Genomic DNA, 16,943 nt, shown 5'->3' with positions numbered 1-16,943 from the left:
CCACCATGAGTGAAAAGCCGCTCGCCGGAATCAAGGTGATCGACTTCACCGGCGTCCAGGCCGGTCCCGCGTGCACGCAGATGCTCGCCTGGTTCGGCGCCGACGTCATCAAGGTCGAGCGTGTCGCCGGAGGCGATGTGACGCGCCGTCAACTCCGTGACATCCCCGACCTCGACGCCCTCTACTTCACCATGCTGAACAGCAACAAGCGGTCCCTGGCGATCAATACCAAGTCCCCCGAGGGCAAGGAGGTCATGGAGAAGCTGATCCGTGAGGCCGACCTCCTGGTCGAGAACTTCGCGCCGGGTGCCATGGACCGGATGGGCCTCGGCTGGGAGCACATCCACGCGCTCAACCCGCGGCTGATCTTCGGCTCCGTCAAGGGCTTCAACGACGACTCCAAGTGGAACGACCTCAAGGTCTACGAGAACGTCGCCCAGGCCGCCGGTGGCGCGGCGTCCACCACCGGGTTCTGGGACGGCCCGCCCACCATCAGCGGCTCGGCGCTCGGCGACAGCAACAGCGGTATGCACCTGATGATCGGCCTGCTGACGGCGATCATCCAGCGCAACGCGACCGGCCTCGGCCAGAAGGTCTCGGTGTCCATGCAGGACGCCGTGCTCAACCTGACCCGGGTCAAGCTGCGCGACCAGCAGCGCCTGGAGCGCGTCGGGTACCTGGAGGAGTACCCGCAGTACCCGAACGGCGAGTTCGGCGACGCGGTGCCGCGCGGGGGCAACGCGGGCGGCGGCGGACAGCCCGGCTGGGTCCTGAAGTGCAAGGGCTGGGAGACCGATCCCAACGCCTACATCTACTTCACGGTCCAGGAACAGAACTGGGTCCGTACCTGTGAGGCCATCGGCCGGCCGGAGTGGGCGAAGGACCCGGAGTACGACACCGCCCTGGCGCGTCAGCCGCACATCATGGACATCTTCGGCGAGATCGAGAAGTGGCTGGCGGACAAGACCAAGTACGAGGCGGTGGACATCCTGCGCACCTTCGAGGTGCCGTGCGCGCCCGTGCTCAGCATGAAGGAGCTCGCCGAGGACCCCGACATGCGCAGGAGCGGCACGATCGTCGAGGTCGAGCAGAAGGAGCGCGGCACCTATCTGACGGTGGGCAGCCCGATCAAGTTCTCCGGCTTCAAGCCCGAGATCACCGGTGCGCCGCTGCTCGGCGAGCACACCGACGACGTGCTCGCGGACCTCGGCTACGACGCGGACGCCATCCGCGAGCTGCACGAGGGCAAGGTCGTCGCCTGACGCCGTGAATCGGCGTGCCCCGCGAACGGATGCCGTTCGCGGGGCAGCCGGCGGATACGCGATCAGACGGTCGCGCGGTCGGTGCCGGCCTCGGACCGGCGCCGCATCATCTCCCGCTCCCGGGCGCGCCGTGCGGTGACGTCCCGGACGACGGCCCCCACGTACGAGGCGCCGTCGTCCCCGGCCAGCAGCACCACGCTGAACTCGATGGACAGCGTCCTGCCGTCCGCCGCCAGTGCCGGAACCGTGAGAAGGTCCGCCTCGCCGTACTTGGTGGCGCCCTTCTCCATGGCCGTGCGGAAGCCGTCCCCATGCCGACGGCGGTGCTTCTCCGGGATGATGACGTCCAGGCTGCGGCCGTCCGCCTCGGCCGCCGAGAACCCGAAGATGCGCTCGGCGCCCCGGTTCCAGTAGCGGATCAGGTTGTCACTGTCGACGATCACTACTCCGTCGGGTGCCTGGGCGGCCATGCCCAGGATCACTTCGGGATCGAGCTTGTCCATGTCGCCTCCGAGCCGGAGCCAGTGGTGCCGACAGTATACAGAATCCCGGACTGGAGATCCCTTGCCTGCGGGGGCTGTTGGCGATGTGGAGTGATGCCACGGGCCTCTGGCGATCGGGTGCCGCGCGTGGGATCGTCTCGCGGTGACCGAAACCGCTGCTGGAGAGACCGCCTCGGGGCGACCCGACGACCGCACGGCGTCCGTTCTGCGCTTCGCGACGGAGATCGTGGCCTGGGTGGTCACCCCCTGGGCCCTGTCCGGCCACTCGTGGGCGCTCGCCGTGCTCTCGCTTGTGGTGCTGATCGGTCTGCCGACCGTGTTCGCCACACCGGGGGACAAGAGCAACGTCCTTGTTCCGGTGCCGGGTTGGGTGACCGTACTGCTGGTGCTGCTGCACCTTGTCGCGGCGGTGCTGTGCTCGTGGCTGGCCTGGCCGGGCTGGGCGGCGGCCCCGGTCACCGTGCTGGCCGCCGCCACGTGCGTCACGGAGTGGCGACGCTGGCGGTGGCTGTGCCGCACCGGGTCGGCCCGGTCGGTCACCTGATGTCGACCTGGGCGACGACGCGACGGACCGGCGGCGCCGGAGAAGGAATCCGGCGCGGCATCACGTCACCCGGCCGCTCCGAAGTGGCTGTTCGTGGTCTGCCCGTCGTCCGTGAGAGCCGCGGCGACGCAGCGGAACGCCCGTAGCCCCTCGGCCCATTGCGCGGCGGTCGGTGGCAGGACGTCCACGTCCCAGCGGACGCCGTCCGCGCGGCCGGTGGACGTCAGCGAGTTCCGCATGACCTGCTGCGAGCACAGGGTTCGTACGTCGGGATGCCTGGCGAGATCCCTGGCGTTGGACGTCATCCCGTCCTTGGGCAGCGGGGCGATCGCGAAGGTCTCCCACACGTGCTCGATGTGACAGTCGGCGCGGCTGACGGTGATCGACCCCGAGACGTCGGTGATGCCGCTCCAGCACTCGGCCGTCGTGACACAGCGTCCGCCCACCCCCTCGACGTCCGCGGCGGCACAGCCGCGAGAGGTGGTCCGCACGCCGCCGAAGGCCGCGTCGCCGCCCGGCGCGCCCTTGCCCGTGGCGCTCGGGGACGGGGACCCGGCGGACGAGGAGCCGGGACTGCCCGGCGACCCGTACTCATGGATCACCACGGTGACGGACACGCTCACCGTGACCACGGCCGCCAGCACGCCGATCAGTCCGGGCCGCCACCGCGAAGACCTGCGGTCCCCGGGCTCCGCGACTGTGCTCGCCCCGCCGCCGGCGGAGGTGGGCCCGCCGTGCTCGTCGGCTGTCCGGCCGCCCTCCGGGCGCGGCCCGTCGCTTCCGCCCGCGCGACCGGGGTGACCGGGGTGACCGTCCGGGGGCACCGGGCCCGAAGGCGGCGGGGGAACGGTGCCGGGCGGTGTGTACGGCGTGGGCGGTGTGTCCCGGTGCGCGGGAACGGTGGTGGCGATGCGGGGCGTCGGCCCGGACCCGCCCCGGTCGCGGCTGTCGACGTCGACGGCGGCCAGGGCGTCCCGCAACGTCCCCGCGTCCGGCATCCGGGAGGCCGGATCCGTCGTCAGGGCGTGTCTGAGCACCTCGTTGAAGGTGCTCGGCACCCCCGGCAGATCGGCGTAGGGCCAGGTGTGCCGGACGATGAGTTCCGCGAGACTGAGCTGAGTGCCGTCGTCGGGGTGGTGCGGAGGGCGGCCCCGCAGCAGGGCGTAGAGCGTCGCGGCGAGTGAGTAGACGTCGCCGGTCGTCGTGGGTTCGGCCAGGTGGAAGGCCTCGGGCGGCGCGTACGCCGGGGTCAACGCCTCCCGGGTCACCGACAGTTCCCGGCCGGGCCGGGGCATGGCGGCCAGCCCGAAGTCGGTGAGCGCGGCGGCGCCGTACCGGTTGACCATGATGTTGCCCGGTTTGATGTCGCGGTGCAGTACCCCGGCGGCGTGCGCCGCGGCCAGCGCGTCGGCGATGCCCAGCCCGATGTCGCGGGTCTCCTTGACGGTGAGCGGCCCGTGGCGGTGCAGGCGATCGCCGAGCGAGCCGCCCGGACACAGCTCCATGACCATGTACGGGCGGTCGTCACCGAGGACTCCCGCGTCGTGGACCGGGACCACGTGTGGATGCCCGGACAGCCGGCCCGCCGCGGTGACCTCGCGCAGGAAGCGCTGCCGGTCACGGTCCGTGGACAGCGCCCTGCTGTCCACCTTCAGTGCGACTTCCCGGCCCACCGCAGACTGGTGTGCCCGGTAGACCGTGGCGAAGCCGCCTCGGCCCAGGACCCCCCGGATCTCGTATCCGGAGAGTTCCACGTGTTCGTACCGCATGGTGCTGTCATCCCCCAGCGCGCAACCCCCCACGGCAGAACGTCAGACCGGGGACCGCGCCGACTGTAGCCCAGTCGTGCGAGCCGGTGGGCCCCTTCGGTCGCGCGGTCGCCGGGGAGGAAGGAAGGGCGCAGCCGACCCCCGGCAGCGTCCAGGCCGGACCTTCCGGCAGCGTCCAGGCCGGACCCCACGGCAGCCGTCCAGGCCGGACCCTGGTCAGCGGGACGCGCGGACCCCGTCCAGTGCCACCGAGAGGACGCGGTCGCGCTGGGCGTCGTCGAGGAAGTTCGTCGCCGTGATGCCGGCGACCATGCGCAGCAGGTCGTCGAAGGTGATGTCGGCCCGTGCCTCGCCCGCCTTCTGCGCGCGCTCGAAGAGCGGGCCGCCGGCCGCGTACATGGACTCCCGGCAGGCGAGGAAGATCTCCGACTCGTCGTTGAGGGCCTCGCGGATGGCCCGCTTGGTGACCGTGTAGTCCACGAAGCGGCGCAGCCATGACGTCAGGGCCGTCCACGGTTCCCGGTCGGCGACCTCCTCGGCGACCTTGCACAGATCGTCGACCTCGCCCGCGTAGACACTCTCGAAGAGATGGCGCCGGGTCGGGAAGTTCCGGTACAGCGTGCCGATGCCTACGCCCGCACGGCGGGCCACGTCCTCCAGGGAGGCCTCCGCGCCGCTCTCCGCGAACGCCTCGCGGGCGGCCGCCAGCAGCGCGTCGTAGTTGCGGGCCGCGTCCTTCCGGTGCGGGCGCCGGGACGCGACGATCTCGCTGACGGGGAACGGCTGTGCCGTCACTGCTGCCTCCTGGCTGGATCGAGGTTGAAGCGGAGGTGTGCCTCCGCTAGAGTGGAGGGGTACCTCCACTTTACCAGTCGGGGTGTGTCCGGCGTGGACGCGTGCGGCCGCACGCACGGCCGACGCGTTCGTACCCCCGTCCTCGGCCTTCGGCGGGCCGTGCGGCGACCGATCCGCGCGGCCCCGCCACCTGACCGTCCACTCGGCGGCTGTCGGCTCAGCGGCAGACCGCTCGGTGAGCGTCCACTCCGCGACCGTCCTCGCGGCCGTCGGCGTGCCCGGCGCTGCCGCGCAATCCACGCACCCCGCTGATCCCGTTGATCCTGCCCATCCCGTACGACCGTGGCCCGACGACCTCGGCCGCATCCTGTCCGGAGAGGCTTTTCATGCCCCGCACGTCCACCCGCCTCACCTTCGCGGTCCTCGCGACCGGTGCCGGTGTGTTCGCCATGCTGCAGTCGCTGATCGCGCCGGCCCTGCCGACCGTCCAGCACGCGATGCACACCTCCCAGTCCACCGCGACCTGGGTGATGACCGCCTACCTGCTGTCCGCCTCGATCTTCACGCCCATCCTCGGCCGGGTCGGCGACCTGATCGGCAAGAAGCGCACCCTCGTCGCCGTTCTCCTGACCGTCCTGGCCGGCTGTCTGCTCGCCGCGCTCGCGCCCACCATCGGCGTACTGATCGTCGCCCGGGTCGTGCAGGGCGTCGGCGGAGCGCTGTTCCCGCTGTCCTTCGGCATCATCCGGGACGAGTTCGCCGCGTCCCGGGTGAGCGGCAGCATCAGCAACCTGTCCGCGGTGATCGCCGCCGGCGGGGGAGTCGGCATGGTGGCGGCCGGTCCGATCGTGACCGCGCTCGACTACCGCTGGCTGTTCTGGATTCCCGTCGCCGTCGTCGCGGTCACCGCGTTGATCGCTCTGCGCTACGTTCCCGAGTCGCCCAACCGCGCCCAGGGGCACGTCAATTGGCTGGGGGCCGGGCTGCTGTCGGGCTGGCTGGTCGCCCTGCTTCTTCCCCTCAGCCAGGCGAGCCACTGGGGCTGGGCATCGGGCAAGGTGATCGGTCTGTTCGCCGCGGCCGTCCTGCTCTTCGCGCTCTGGCTGCGCTCCGAGGCCCGCTCCCGCAGCCCGCTCATCGACCCGCGCATCATGCGGCTGCCCGCCGTGTGGACCACCAACACCGCCGCGCTGCTGTTCGGCGCGGGCATGTACGCGATCTGGTCCTTCCTCCCCGGGTTCGTCCAGACCCCGACCTCGGCCGGCTACGGCTTCGGCGCGAGCGTGACCGCGGCCGGGATGCTCATGCTGCCGATGCTGATCGCGATGTTCTGCTCGGGCGTACTGAGCGGCCGTCTTGAGCCCGTCCTCGGTGCCAAGAAGCTGCTGGTCGCCGGTGCGGCGCTCGGCGCGGTCGCCTGTGGGTTCCTCGCTCTCTGGCACGACCGGCCGTGGCAGGTCGCGTTCGCGGCGGGTGTCTTCGGCCTCGGCATCGGACTCGCGTTCGCCGCGATGGCCAACCTCATCGTCGGCAGCGTCCCGGCCGAACAGACCGGCGCCGCGACCGGGATGAACGCCAACATCCGTACGATCGGGGGCTCCATCGGCGCCGCGGTGACCAGCGTCCTGGTGACCGGCCGGCTCCAGTCCTCGGGCCTGCCGTACGAGTCCGGGTACACCCACGGGTTCACCCTGCTCGCCCTGCTCTGCCTCGCCGCCGCACTGGCCGCACTCCTCGTCCCCGTCCGGCGCGCGGCACGACTGTCCGGCGCGCCCCGGGCCTCGGGGCGGACCATGAGCAGCGCTGCCGCTGCCGATACCGCTTCCGGTGCCGCCACGGCGGCCGACGCCGAGGCCGCCGCGCCGGGTGCGCGGAGCTGACGGGACCGACCAGGGGGCACGTGGGACGGCGCGGGGACGGGTCCGGCACCGGCTCTGTGCCGGTGCCGGCTCGGGTGGTCCGGGTCCTGCGCTGCTCCGGGCCCGGATCGGCTTTCGCCGGCCGGAGGTCTCTCAGCCGTCGCCGGTGAGTTCCGCGAACTCGTCGAGCAGGGCCGCCGCCCCCGTCACATCGTCCGTGAGGGGGCGGTCCCGCATGTCGGGGTCCAGGGCCGAGGCCGCACGGACGTAGGCCCTGCCCGCCGGGGTGTCCGGAGCCGGCGGTCTCTCGCTCAGGCGCAACGCCCGTACGGCTGCAACGAGTTCGCAGGCCAGGACCAGCCGGTACGCCTGCGCCAGCCGCAACGACTTGCGGGCCGCCTGGGTCGCGAAGGTCGCCGCCTCCTCCATGCCCTGGGACAGCACCACGTGCCCGAGCGCGGCCGGAGCGGCGCACGCCTGTATCTCGGCGAGGGCGGAGGCGGCGCTGTATTCAAGGATCATCATTCCCGACCCGGCTGAGGAGGCGTCGGCCAAGTAGGAGCGCAGTCCCGTCAGTTCGGGGCGGCCGAGGCCGGAGAGCCGGGCCGCCGACAGCCGGGCCGTACCGAGCACGGCGAGGCCCAGTTGGTCGAGCGCGAGAGTGAGCGGCGCCGTGAAGAAGCCTCCGTGGTGCCGTGCGACGGGAGTGCCCGTGGTCTCGTCCCAGCCGATGAGAGGGTTCTCGGCGGCGGAGTTGAGATCGATCGACAGCACCCGCTCCAGTCCGGTCCACGCCTCCGTCGCGGGGCCGTGGGCCTGCGGGAAGCAGCGGAAGCCGAAGGGGTCCTGTACGCGCGCCGGCCCTCCGCTCGGTAGCCCCGGTACGGACGTTCCGCTCCCGGCAGGCAGGCCTAGCAGTCCCCGGACGCGGGCCGCCACCTGGGCGATCGCCGGGTGTGGATGGGCTGCGTGGACCTCGGGCGCGTACGGCTCGAGGGAGCCGCCGATCGCGTACAGGGAGAGGGCGGCCACCAGGTGCGCGGCGCGGAGCGGGACACCGAGGTCGTGACAGGCGAGCGCGGACTGTCCGAGGGTGAGGGCGTTGCTGCTCAACAGGGCCAGTGCGTCCCCGCGTTGAATGGGCAGACTTTCGGGAAGCAGGCTCTCGGGGAACGGGCTCTCGGAGCCCGCCCGGTCCCGTACCCAGGTGCCGTGGCCGAAGAGGGCGAGCCCCAGCTGGGCCAGCGCCGTCAGATCACCGGTGCCGACGGATCCGTACTCGGGGACCCGGGGATGCACTCCCGCTCGGAGCGCGTCCACGACGGCCAGCGCGATCTCGGGGCCCAACCCCGACCCACCGGACAGGAGTTGGTTGGCGCGCACCACCATCATGGCGCGGACCTGGCGTGCGGGCAGAGCCTCGCCCACGCCGCCCGCGTGACTGAGCAGCAGCCGCAGATCGTGGCCCGCGCCGTCGTGTTCCTCGACGGCGAGGCCCCGGTGCGCTCCCACGCCGGTACTGCGCCCGTAGACCCGGGCACCCTCGGCCGCCAGCCGGTGCGCGGCGCGCCGGGTGTGCTCCATGGCCTCAAGATCCGCCGGATGCGGCGGGGTCGGCGTCGCACCGTCGGCGATCCGGGCCACCGTGGCCGGATCGAGGCCCCGCCCCCGGACGGCCGCACCGGACGGTGCTGTGCCGTCGGCCGGGCCGCCGGTGGCCGCGTCGGCCTTGTGCTTGAGCATGACGGACGTTCACTCCTCGGCCGTACGGCGTCGCAAGGCCGGGCCGGGGGACGGCCCCCGGCCCGCAGGCACCCGTCAATCGGCTGCCGGCACCCGACGTCAGCCGAGTTTCGCCGAGGCCAGCCAGTTCTTCGCCACGTCCAGCGGGTCCTTGCTGCCGACCTGCACCTCGCTGTTGAGCTTCACGAGGGTTTCCGTGTCGAGTTTCGCCGAGAGGTCGTTGAGGACGGAAACTCCGGCCGCCGACAGATCGCTCTTGTATGTCAGCGGAGTTACGTTCTCGAATCCGAAAAGATTCTTGGGGTCCTGCAGCACGACAAACTTGTTCTTGCTGATTCCGGGGTCCGTCGTGAAGATATCCCCGGCCTGGATGTTGTTGCCCTTCAGGGCCGCCACGGTGAGCGGACCGCCCGCGTCCAGCGCCTTGAAGCTCTTGAAGTCGAGACCGTATGCGGACTTCAGGCCCTTCAGGCCCTGCTGCCGGGTCTGGAACTCGGGGGACCCCCCGATGACCAGGTCCTTCGCGACGCCGGCGAGGTCGGTGATGGTCGACTCGGCCGTGAGGTTGTACTTCTTGGCCGTGGCCTCGTTGACGGCGATCGCGTCCTTGTCCTCGGCCTTCGACGGAATCAACAGGGAGAGCTTCGGGTCGAGTTTGGCCGAAATGGCCTGGCTGGTCTCGTCGACGGACGTCGGAGCGGCCTTGGCGTCCAGGTACGCGAGCAGTGCGCCGTTGTACTCAGGCAGGACCGTGATCGTTCCGTTCTTGATCAGGCCGTACGTGGTCTCGCGACTGCCGATGTTCAGCTTGTAACTGACCTTGATGCCCTTGGACTTGAGCGCCTCGCCGTAGATGTCGGCGAGCAGGATGCTCTCGGGGAAGTTGTTGGAACCGACAACGACCGACCCGCCCTTGGCGGCGTCACCCTGCAACGGGTCCTTGTTGGCCGAGTCGTTGGAGGAGCCGCAGCCCGTCAGTGCGGCCGTGGCCACAACCAGCAGGGAAACAGCGTAGGTTGCGGAGGTTCGAGTGCTTCTGGCGATGGTCACGTTGTTCATCCAGACTTGGCAATCGGTGGGGCGGTGGTGGCCGGTGGGCGCGGTGGTGACGGTCCTGACGATCCAATCGAGCCGCCTCAACTACCGTCAAGACACGAATAGATCACTGATGGGGACCGTACAGCTTCACCCCGTAGGCGCAACGGGACCGAAATGCGATCGAACCCGGCGTCTCCGCGTGCCACTTTTCGGTTGATCATGGCCGTACTCTTACGGCAGCCGCTAGTGTTGGCCGCGTCGAGGGCCCCCTTCCACTTGTCGGCCCGATCGCACTGTTCGTGACCTTTGGTCCATGCAGGCCTGCCCATGGGATTCCAACGGGGAATGAAGTCAAGGAGGTTGGGTGCCCGCGCACAGAAAAGCCGCCTCGGGGCAGCCGTCCACGGCTCTCCGGACCGGCCGGACACCATCTCTGCTGGACCGTTGGCCTTTCCGCCGGAAACTCAATGTTCTGGTGATCGTGCCGCTCGCCGTCATCTCCGCGATGCTCGCCTATGTCGTCTCCGGCGAAACGGACCGGGCCCGGTCCGCCGCCGACACCGCCCAACTTGTGCGGGACAGCGCGCAGGTGACCAAACTCATCGACGCCGTGCAGACGGAACACCGGCAGGCACTCCTGGTCTCCCTGCGCTACGAGGCGGCCCGCTCGGGGGAGAGCCCGCCCGACACGGCCGCCTATCTGGCCGCGCAGGAGAAGGTCGGGACCCGTATCGAAGCCGTCCGGGCCGCCTACAGTGACCGGCTGCCCGTCGGCGAGGCCCAGGCGCTGAAGGAACTGGAGGGCCTGGACAGCCTCCGCAAGACCGTCGAGCAGGGGCCGATCCCCGCCGACAACATCGACCCGGCGTACGGATCGGTGATCGAGGGCCTCATCGACGGCCTCGGTCTCGGCCGGTCGGGCAGTGAGTCCTCCGCGGCCGCGGGCAATCTGCTCGACGCGCTGCTGCGCGCCGACACCGCCCACGCCTCCTTCGAGACCAGCGTGTTCGCCGCCCGCACCCGCGACGCCAACGCGCTCATCGAGTTCACCGGCGCCGTCGGCGACTACGACCAGTACACCTACCAGGCCGAGCGGTTCACCCGGTTCGCCGGCCCGGAACAGGGCACCGACCTCGCCGAGATCGAGCACAGCCCGTACCAGAGCGTCATCACCCAGCACTGGGCCGCGCTCCAGGTCGACACCGGCGCGCTGGTCGCTGAGAACGCGACACAGCTGCGTACCGCTCTCGACGACGCGCTGCGCGCCGGTCCCACCTATGAGCGGCAGGCCGACAACCGGCTGAAGGTCGTCCAGTCGCTGATCGGCGAGATCGCCGCGGACGCCCAGTCCGCCTCGAACGTCGCCTGGTGGCGGGTGGCCTGGCTGGTCGTCGGCAGCCTGCTCGCCTTCGCCGCATGGCTGCTCTTCTCGGTGCTGACCCGGCGTTCCGTGGTGCGGACCGTACGCACCCTGACCTCCGCGGCCCAGTATGTGGCCGGCGCCGCCGAGAGCGAGCTCGCCCGTGTCGCGGACGACGACGCCGACGACGCGAGCCCGCCGCGACTGGAAGCGGTCCCCGTTCCGGTGCGCGACGAGATCGGCGAACTGGCGGAAGCCTTCAACCAGGTTCAGGTCACCGCGAGTGCCCTGCTGGAACGCCAGGTCGTCAGCCGGCGCAACATCGCCGAGATGTTCGGCAACGTCGGCCGCCGGGTCAGCAATCTGACGGCTCGTCAACTCGCGCTGATCGACTCGGTGGAGCGCGGCGAGACCGACCCCGAGGTGCTGGACCGGCTGTACCGCATCGACCACATCGCCGTCCGTCTGCAGCGCAACGCCGACAGCCTCATGCTGCTCGCCGGCATCAGTGAGACCGGCCTCAACACCGAACCGATGCGGCTGAGCAACATCGTCCGTGCCGCGCTCGGCCAGATCGAGGGCTACCAGCGCGTCACCCCGCACGCCGAGGGCGATGTCGCCGTCGTCCCCGACATCGTCGGCGACCTGACGCTGATGCTCGCCGAACTCCTGGAGAACGCCGTGATGTTCTCCCCGGCGACCAGCGGCGTGGAAGTGGTCCTGCGGCCCCGGCACGGAGGGGGCGGAGCCCTCGTCGAGATCATCGACCACGGCCTCGGCATGAGCCCCGAGCGGCTGGAACAGGAGAACGCCCGGCTGATCCGGCGCGAACGCCTCGACCTCGCGCCGACCGAGGTCCTCGGCCTGTTCGTGGTCGGCGGCCTGTCCCGGCGCTGGGGCATCGAGGTCGTCCTGTCCCGCACACCGGGCGGCGGCGTCACCGCCACCGTGGCGGTGCCCACGTCCCACCTCGTGCTCGGCGACCCGGGCCCCTCCGCGGCGCGGGCTCCGCGCATCCAGCCGCCCGCGCGCCGCTCCGGCCCGAGCGAGCCGCGCCCGGCGCGGGTCGAGGCGCCGCCCGGACCCGCGGGCCTGCCCCGCCGGGTGCCCGCGTGGTCCCAGACCGACGATTCCCCCGGCCATGCCCGCCGCTCGGAACCGGCGACGGACACCGGCGCCGAGCGCGCGGCGACGCACGGTGGCACCCGGCCCGGCATCGGCTCCGACCCCGGACCCACGGGCCCGGGGCGGTCCGGCGACGCCGGACCGCTGCGCCGCCGGGTGCGCGGGGCGACCCTGTCGGCCGGCACGGCGTCGAGCCGGCTGCCGAGGCCCAAGGAGCCCCCGACCCACCGCAGGCCACCCTCCTGGCAGCCCACGGACGCCGAGGCGGCGCGCTCCGAGCTCGACGAGTTCGAGGCCGCCGTCCTGCGGGCCGAGCGCGAGAGCGCGGCCGGGGACCACCCGAACGGGGTGACCCGGCCGGGCGGCAGACCGGGTGGCGGGCCCGACGGCCCGGCCGAACCCAACACCCAGAACAGAAGATCCTCTTCCCCGGAAGGCATGAGCACGTGACCATGTGGACAGGCGAGCCGGAGTCCCGAACAGCGGAACCCGCGGCCGACGTGAAGACTGCCGCCGCCGACTTCAACTGGCTGCTCAATCGATTCGCCACCGAGACAGCCGGGGTCGTCGACGTGATCGGAGTCTCCTCCGACGGACTGCTCATCGCGGTCTCCCGACTGCGCGGCCAGGCCGACTCCGAGCGGCTCGCGGCGATCGTCTCCGGAATCACCAGCCTCGCCATGGGCGCCTCCGGCAACTACGGCCTCGGCAGCCTGAACAAGGTCATCATCGACCTGGAGGAAGGGCACGTCCTGGTGTCCGCCCTCGGCGCGGGAGCGGTGCTCGGGGTGGTCGCCTCGAAGGAGGCGAAGCTCGGCAACATCGCGTACGAGATGACTCTCTTCGCCAACCGGGCCGGCGCGGTGCTGAGCCCGCAGCTGGTGATGGAGCTGAAGAACACCGTGGGCATCGCACCGACCGGTTGACGTCCGACGGTGCGTCACATGACCGGTGACGCCCGGCGAGGTGAAGGGGGAGGACGTGATGACGTCCGGCGAGCCATTGGCCGGCGGCGACGCCGAATGGGGAGTGGAGCGCCCCGCCTCGGTCGTCCGGCCGTTCCTGCTGACCGCGGGGCGGATCGCCGGGGGAGACAGTCTCGTACCGCCGATCCCGATCGAGACGCAGGTGGTGGCCACCGATGTGGGGCTGGCGGCGCTGAACGCCTTCGTCTTCGACCAGCACCGCGACATCATCACGGTCTGCCGTGAGCCGCAGTCGCTCGCGGAGATCGCGGCGAAACTCCGGATGCACTTGAATGTGATCCGGGTACTCGCCGACGATCTGCGCGCCGACGGCCAACTGGCCCTGTACGCACCGCAGGTCCACTCCAACCGCGATGTCACCGTTCTGCGAAGGGTTATCGATGGTCTCCGAGCTATCCCCGACTCCCGGGGCGCGATCCGTGAGGGCTGACGACGAGCGGCCCCGGCCGCCGCTGCCGGTGAAGATGGTGATCGCGGGCGGCTTCGGCGTGGGCAAGACCACGACGGTGGGGGCCATTTCCGAGATCGAGCCGCTGACCACCGAGGCGTCCATCACCTCGGTCGCCGCAGGCGTCGACGACCTGACCCACACCCCGGAGAAGGTGACGACGACCGTCGCCATGGACTTCGGCTGCGTCACCCTCGACCCGACCCTGAAGCTCTACCTGTTCGGCACCCCCGGCCAGGAGCGGTTCGGGTTCATGTGGGACGACCTCGTCGAGGGCGCGCTCGGCGGGCTCGTCATCGTCGACACCCGACGCCTCGACGACTGCTACGCGGCCGTCGACTACTTCGAGCACCGCGAGATCCCCTTCGCGGTGGCCGTCAACGCCTTCGACGGCAAACTCGAACACGATCTGGACGACGTACGGTGGGCACTCGACGTCGCCGACCATGTCCCGCTGACCGTGTTCGACGCACGCGACCGGGGTTCCGTACGCGACGCGCTGCTCGTCGTCCTCGAACACGCGCTGGCAAGGGCCGAACGGTAGCGGGAAGCCACCCGCCACAGCGTCGAACGCCACAGGGAGAAAGGGTGAACAGGCCGGCCCGGCGCCACGCCCCGGTGCTGTACGCGATGTCCGCGACCTGTGCGGCCATAGGTGCCCTGCTGTGGGTGCGCGGCCGGAGCGGCGCGCCGCCCAGGCGCTACGCGGACTGCATGGCGGCCGACGGCTACACCCCTTCGGACTGGCGTGTGTGGTCGCGGGCCGTGCCCGACGAGCGTCTTGGCCCGTACCTCGTCGTGGTCGGGCTCGTGCCGGCTGTGGTGGCTCGCCTGGTCACCGTCCGGCGGGGCTGAGCGGCACCTGCTCTGCGCATGGAGCGTGTCCCGGAGCCGGAGCCGGAGCCGGAGCCGGAGCCGGGACGGGGACGGTCCTGAGACCGTCCCCGTTGTGTCGGTACCGCTGGTCGGTCGTATCGCTACGCGGCCCGGCGTGTGCGGACCCCGGGGGAGACCGCCACCTTGCCCACGGCCCAGAACAGCACCAGGACGAGCAGCGCGAGGAGGGCCGTGAGGGCCGCTCCGCCGGCCACCTTCTCGTAGTTGTGCTGGTAGAGGCCGTCCAGGATGTACCGGCCGACCCCGCCGAGGGACACATAGGCCGCGATCGTCGCCGTCGAGACGATCTGGATCGTCGCCGAGCGCAGCCCGCTGAGGATCAGCGGCAGGGCGGCCGGGACCTCGACCTGGAACAGGACCTGCGCCTCGGGCATGCCCATGCCGCGGGCGGCATCGACGGGGGCGGGGTCCACGGTGCGGATCGCCTCGTAGGTGGTGATGAGGACCGGCGGGATCGCCAGCACCACGAGCGGGATCATCACGGGCACGATGCCCAGGCCCAGCCAGACGAACATCAGGACCAGCAGCCCGAAGGTCGGCAGCGCGCGGGCGCCGGTGGCCAGAAAGGCCAGCGTGTTGCCGCCGCGACCGGTGTGTCCGGTGACCAGACCGATCGGCAGACCGATGGCCGCGGCGATCGCGAGGGCCCCGGCCGTGTACTGGACGTGCTCCCACACGCGCTGCGGGATGCCGTCGTAGCCGTGCCACTGGGAGCCGTCGCTGAAGAAGGACTGCATGAAGTCGAGTACGTTCACGAGGCGCCCTCCGGGGTGCGGGTGGCGGCATCCTCCGCGGTCGTCGCGGCCCCGGAGCGCCCGGCCGCGCCGCCTGACGGCGGCTCCCAGGGAGTGAGGACCCGCCGCAGCAGGACCAGCAGTGCGTCGATCACGATCGCGAGGGCGGCGGTGGTGACCACCGAGGTCACGGCGAGCCGGGGACGGCCGTACAACTGCGCGGTGGTCAGCAGATTGCCGAGCCCCCCTTGGTTCCCGATCAGCGCACCGACGCTCACCAGGCTGATGCTGGAGGCGACGGCCACCCGCAGTCCGGCCATGATCGCCGGTACGGCGATGGGCAGTTGGACCTGGAGGTAGCGGCGTGCGAGTCCGATGCCCATGGCCGAGGCGGCGGCGTTCGTCTCCTCGGGGACCGAGCGGATGCCGTCGACGACCGCCGGTACGAGCACGACCAGGCTGTACAGGCACAGCGGGATCATCACGGTCAGCTGGCTCAGCCCGGTGTAGTCGATGAGCACCACGAAGAAGGCGATCGACGGGATGGCGTAGAGCACCGTCGAGGTCCACAGCACCGGCCCGTAGATCCAGTCGTAGTGGACGCACAGCAGGCCGATCGGCAGGGCCAGCAGGAGACCGACCAGCACGGGGACGAGCGCCTCCTGCAGATGGATGGCGATCAGGCCGCCATAGCTGTGCTGGAGGTCGCTCGGTATGTCGAAGAACCCGTTCATCGCCCGGCCTTCGCCGAAGCCGAAGCCGTCTCCTGCGGGGTGTCCGCCGCGCGTCGCTGCCGGGCGACCCGGATCGCCGCGGCGACCGTCTCCTGTCCGGCGACCCCGAGCACCTGCCCGGAGGCGTCGACGGCGACCGCCAGGCCGGTCGGCGACAGCACGGCCCGGTCCAGGGCGACCCGCAGCGAGTCGCGGCCCACCTCGAAGCTCGGGCCGTAGGGTTCGAGGTCCGCGAGGTCTCCGTCCCAGGCGCCGGGGTCGGCCCAGCCGAGCGGCTTGCCGTCGGCGTCCGTCACCAGCACGGGCGTCCCTTCCGGGTCGCGTCCGGCGATCTCCCGCCAGTCGGAGCCGACGGGGAAGACGCGGGAGCGGTCGAGTTCGAGATCGCGGGTGGAGAGGAACGACAGACCGCGGATGCCCCGGTCGGCGCCGAGGAACTGCTCGACGAACGGATCGGCCGGCGACGAGAGGATCTCGTCGGGGGTGGCGAACTGGGCGAGCTTGCCGCCGGTGCGCAGCACGGCGATGCGGTCGCCGATGGTGATCGCCTCGTCCATGTCGTGGGTGACGAAGACGATGGCCTTGCCGAGTTCGCCCTGGATGCGCAGCAACTCCTCCTGCAGGCCCCGGCGGACGACGGGGTCGACCGCGGAGAACGGCTCGTCCATGAGCAGAATGGGCGGGTCCGCCGCCAACGCGCGCGCGACGCCCACCCGTTGCTGCTGGCCGCCGGAGAGCTGGTACGGGTAGCGGCGGGCCATGGCCGGGTCCAGGCCGACCCGTTCCATCAGTTCCGCCGCGCGCTCCCGGGCGCGCTGTTTGGACCAGCCGAGCAGCCGGGGCACCGTGGCGATGTTGTCGAGGATCGTCCGGTGCTGGAAGAGACCGGCGTTCTGGATGACGTAACCCATGGAGCGGCGCAGGGCGTTGACCGGCCGGCTCCGGATGTCCTCGCCGTCGACGCGGATCGTGCCACCGCTCGGCTCGACCATGCGGTTGATCATGCGGAGCGTGGTGGTCTTGCCGCAGCCCGAGGGTCCGACGAGAACAGTGATGGAGTGGTTCGGTATCTGGAGGGACAGGCGATCGACGGCCACCGTGCCGTCGGCGTATCGCTTGCTGACATCTTCGATGGCTATCAAGCGT

At 71.1% G+C, this 16,943-nt stretch carries 16 protein-coding genes; 8 read left to right on the top strand and 8 right to left on the bottom strand.

Annotation, left to right across the window (positions count from 1 at the left end; genetic code table 11):
* Window positions 1-5: 5 nt before the first annotated feature.
* Window positions 6-1,262, top strand: a complete 1,257-nt coding sequence (frc, locus tag N4G66_RS26980) for a formyl-CoA transferase (protein WP_261706802.1) — start codon at window positions 6-8, stop codon at window positions 1,260-1,262.
* 62 nt (window positions 1,263-1,324) lie between these two features.
* Here frc and N4G66_RS26975 read toward each other — a convergent pair whose 3' ends face one another.
* Window positions 1,325-1,765 carry a PAS domain S-box protein gene (locus tag N4G66_RS26975; RefSeq protein ID WP_261706801.1) on the bottom strand — a complete coding sequence of 147 codons (441 nt, stop codon included), beginning with the start codon at window positions 1,763-1,765 and terminating at the stop codon, window positions 1,325-1,327.
* A gap of 142 nt (window positions 1,766-1,907) precedes the next feature.
* Here N4G66_RS26975 and N4G66_RS26970 point away from each other — a divergent pair, with 142 nt between their 5' ends.
* Window positions 1,908-2,309, top strand: coding sequence for a hypothetical protein (locus tag N4G66_RS26970; RefSeq protein ID WP_261706800.1), 402 nt, complete (start codon window positions 1,908-1,910; stop codon window positions 2,307-2,309).
* A 65-nt stretch (window positions 2,310-2,374) separates the two neighbouring features.
* Here the strand turns inward: N4G66_RS26970 and N4G66_RS26965 are convergent, their stop codons facing one another.
* Window positions 2,375-4,078 carry a serine/threonine-protein kinase gene (locus N4G66_RS26965; protein ID WP_261706799.1) on the bottom strand — a complete coding sequence of 568 codons (1,704 nt, stop codon included), beginning with the start codon at window positions 4,076-4,078 and terminating at the stop codon, window positions 2,375-2,377.
* 216 nt (window positions 4,079-4,294) lie between these two features.
* Window positions 4,295-4,873: a TetR/AcrR family transcriptional regulator gene (locus N4G66_RS26960; RefSeq protein WP_261706798.1), complete on the bottom strand. Its 579-nt coding sequence runs from the start codon at window positions 4,871-4,873 to the stop codon at window positions 4,295-4,297.
* A 386-nt stretch (window positions 4,874-5,259) separates the two neighbouring features.
* Between N4G66_RS26960 and N4G66_RS26955 the strand changes: the two genes are divergently transcribed.
* The gene (locus tag N4G66_RS26955) at window positions 5,260-6,753 is read left to right on the top strand and encodes an MFS transporter (RefSeq protein WP_261706797.1); all 1,494 of its coding nucleotides are present in this window, start codon (window positions 5,260-5,262) and stop codon (window positions 6,751-6,753) included.
* A 132-nt stretch (window positions 6,754-6,885) separates the two neighbouring features.
* Here N4G66_RS26955 and N4G66_RS26950 read toward each other — a convergent pair whose 3' ends face one another.
* Together N4G66_RS26950 and N4G66_RS26945 are read right to left on the bottom strand one after the other, a co-directional pair.
* Complete coding sequence (locus N4G66_RS26950; RefSeq protein WP_261706796.1) at window positions 6,886-8,475, bottom strand: aromatic amino acid ammonia-lyase; 1,590 nt, start codon at window positions 8,473-8,475, stop codon at window positions 6,886-6,888.
* 99 nt (window positions 8,476-8,574) lie between these two features.
* Complete coding sequence (locus N4G66_RS26945) at window positions 8,575-9,534, bottom strand: ABC transporter substrate-binding protein (protein ID WP_261706795.1); 960 nt, start codon at window positions 9,532-9,534, stop codon at window positions 8,575-8,577.
* 454 nt (window positions 9,535-9,988) lie between these two features.
* Between N4G66_RS26945 and N4G66_RS26940 the strand changes: the two genes are divergently transcribed.
* The 5 genes from N4G66_RS26940 to N4G66_RS26920 are packed head-to-tail and all read left to right on the top strand — an operon-like array spanning window position 9,989 to window position 14,287.
* Window positions 9,989-12,448, top strand: coding sequence for an ATP-binding protein (locus tag N4G66_RS26940; protein ID WP_261706794.1), 2,460 nt, complete (start codon window positions 9,989-9,991; stop codon window positions 12,446-12,448).
* Between the two features lie 2 nt (window positions 12,449-12,450).
* Entirely contained in the window at window positions 12,451-12,924 is a 474-nt protein-coding gene (locus tag N4G66_RS26935; protein WP_261706870.1) for a roadblock/LC7 domain-containing protein, read from the top strand.
* 58 nt (window positions 12,925-12,982) lie between these two features.
* Window positions 12,983-13,414, top strand: coding sequence for a DUF742 domain-containing protein (locus N4G66_RS26930; RefSeq protein WP_261706793.1), 432 nt, complete (start codon window positions 12,983-12,985; stop codon window positions 13,412-13,414).
* Window positions 13,365-13,976 carry a GTP-binding protein gene (locus N4G66_RS26925; protein WP_389281670.1) on the top strand — a complete coding sequence of 204 codons (612 nt, stop codon included), beginning with the start codon at window positions 13,365-13,367 and terminating at the stop codon, window positions 13,974-13,976. The genes N4G66_RS26930 and N4G66_RS26925 overlap by 50 nt, the downstream gene beginning before the upstream one ends.
* Before the next feature lie 44 nt (window positions 13,977-14,020).
* Window positions 14,021-14,287, top strand: a complete 267-nt coding sequence (locus tag N4G66_RS26920; RefSeq protein ID WP_261706792.1) for a hypothetical protein — start codon at window positions 14,021-14,023, stop codon at window positions 14,285-14,287.
* Between the two features lie 122 nt (window positions 14,288-14,409).
* Here the strand turns inward: N4G66_RS26920 and N4G66_RS26915 are convergent, their stop codons facing one another.
* The 3 genes from N4G66_RS26915 to N4G66_RS26905 are packed head-to-tail and all read right to left on the bottom strand — an operon-like array spanning window position 14,410 to window position 16,939.
* Complete coding sequence (locus tag N4G66_RS26915) at window positions 14,410-15,084, bottom strand: ABC transporter permease (protein ID WP_261706791.1); 675 nt, start codon at window positions 15,082-15,084, stop codon at window positions 14,410-14,412.
* Window positions 15,081-15,797: an ABC transporter permease gene (locus N4G66_RS26910; RefSeq protein ID WP_261706790.1), complete on the bottom strand. Its 717-nt coding sequence runs from the start codon at window positions 15,795-15,797 to the stop codon at window positions 15,081-15,083. Before N4G66_RS26910 ends, N4G66_RS26915 begins: the two co-directional genes overlap by 4 nt.
* The gene (locus tag N4G66_RS26905) at window positions 15,794-16,939 is read right to left on the bottom strand and encodes an ABC transporter ATP-binding protein (RefSeq protein WP_261706789.1); all 1,146 of its coding nucleotides are present in this window, start codon (window positions 16,937-16,939) and stop codon (window positions 15,794-15,796) included. Before N4G66_RS26905 ends, N4G66_RS26910 begins: the two co-directional genes overlap by 4 nt.
* Between the last annotated feature and the right edge of the window lie 4 nt (window positions 16,940-16,943).

It is taken from the genome of Streptomyces rhizosphaerihabitans, assembly GCF_025399795.1.
GTDB classification, from domain to species: domain Bacteria; phylum Actinomycetota; class Actinomycetes; order Streptomycetales; family Streptomycetaceae; genus Streptomyces; species Streptomyces rhizosphaerihabitans.
The sequence above is the reverse complement of the archived record's forward strand: the minus strand, read 5'-3'. Positions and strand labels throughout refer to the sequence as shown.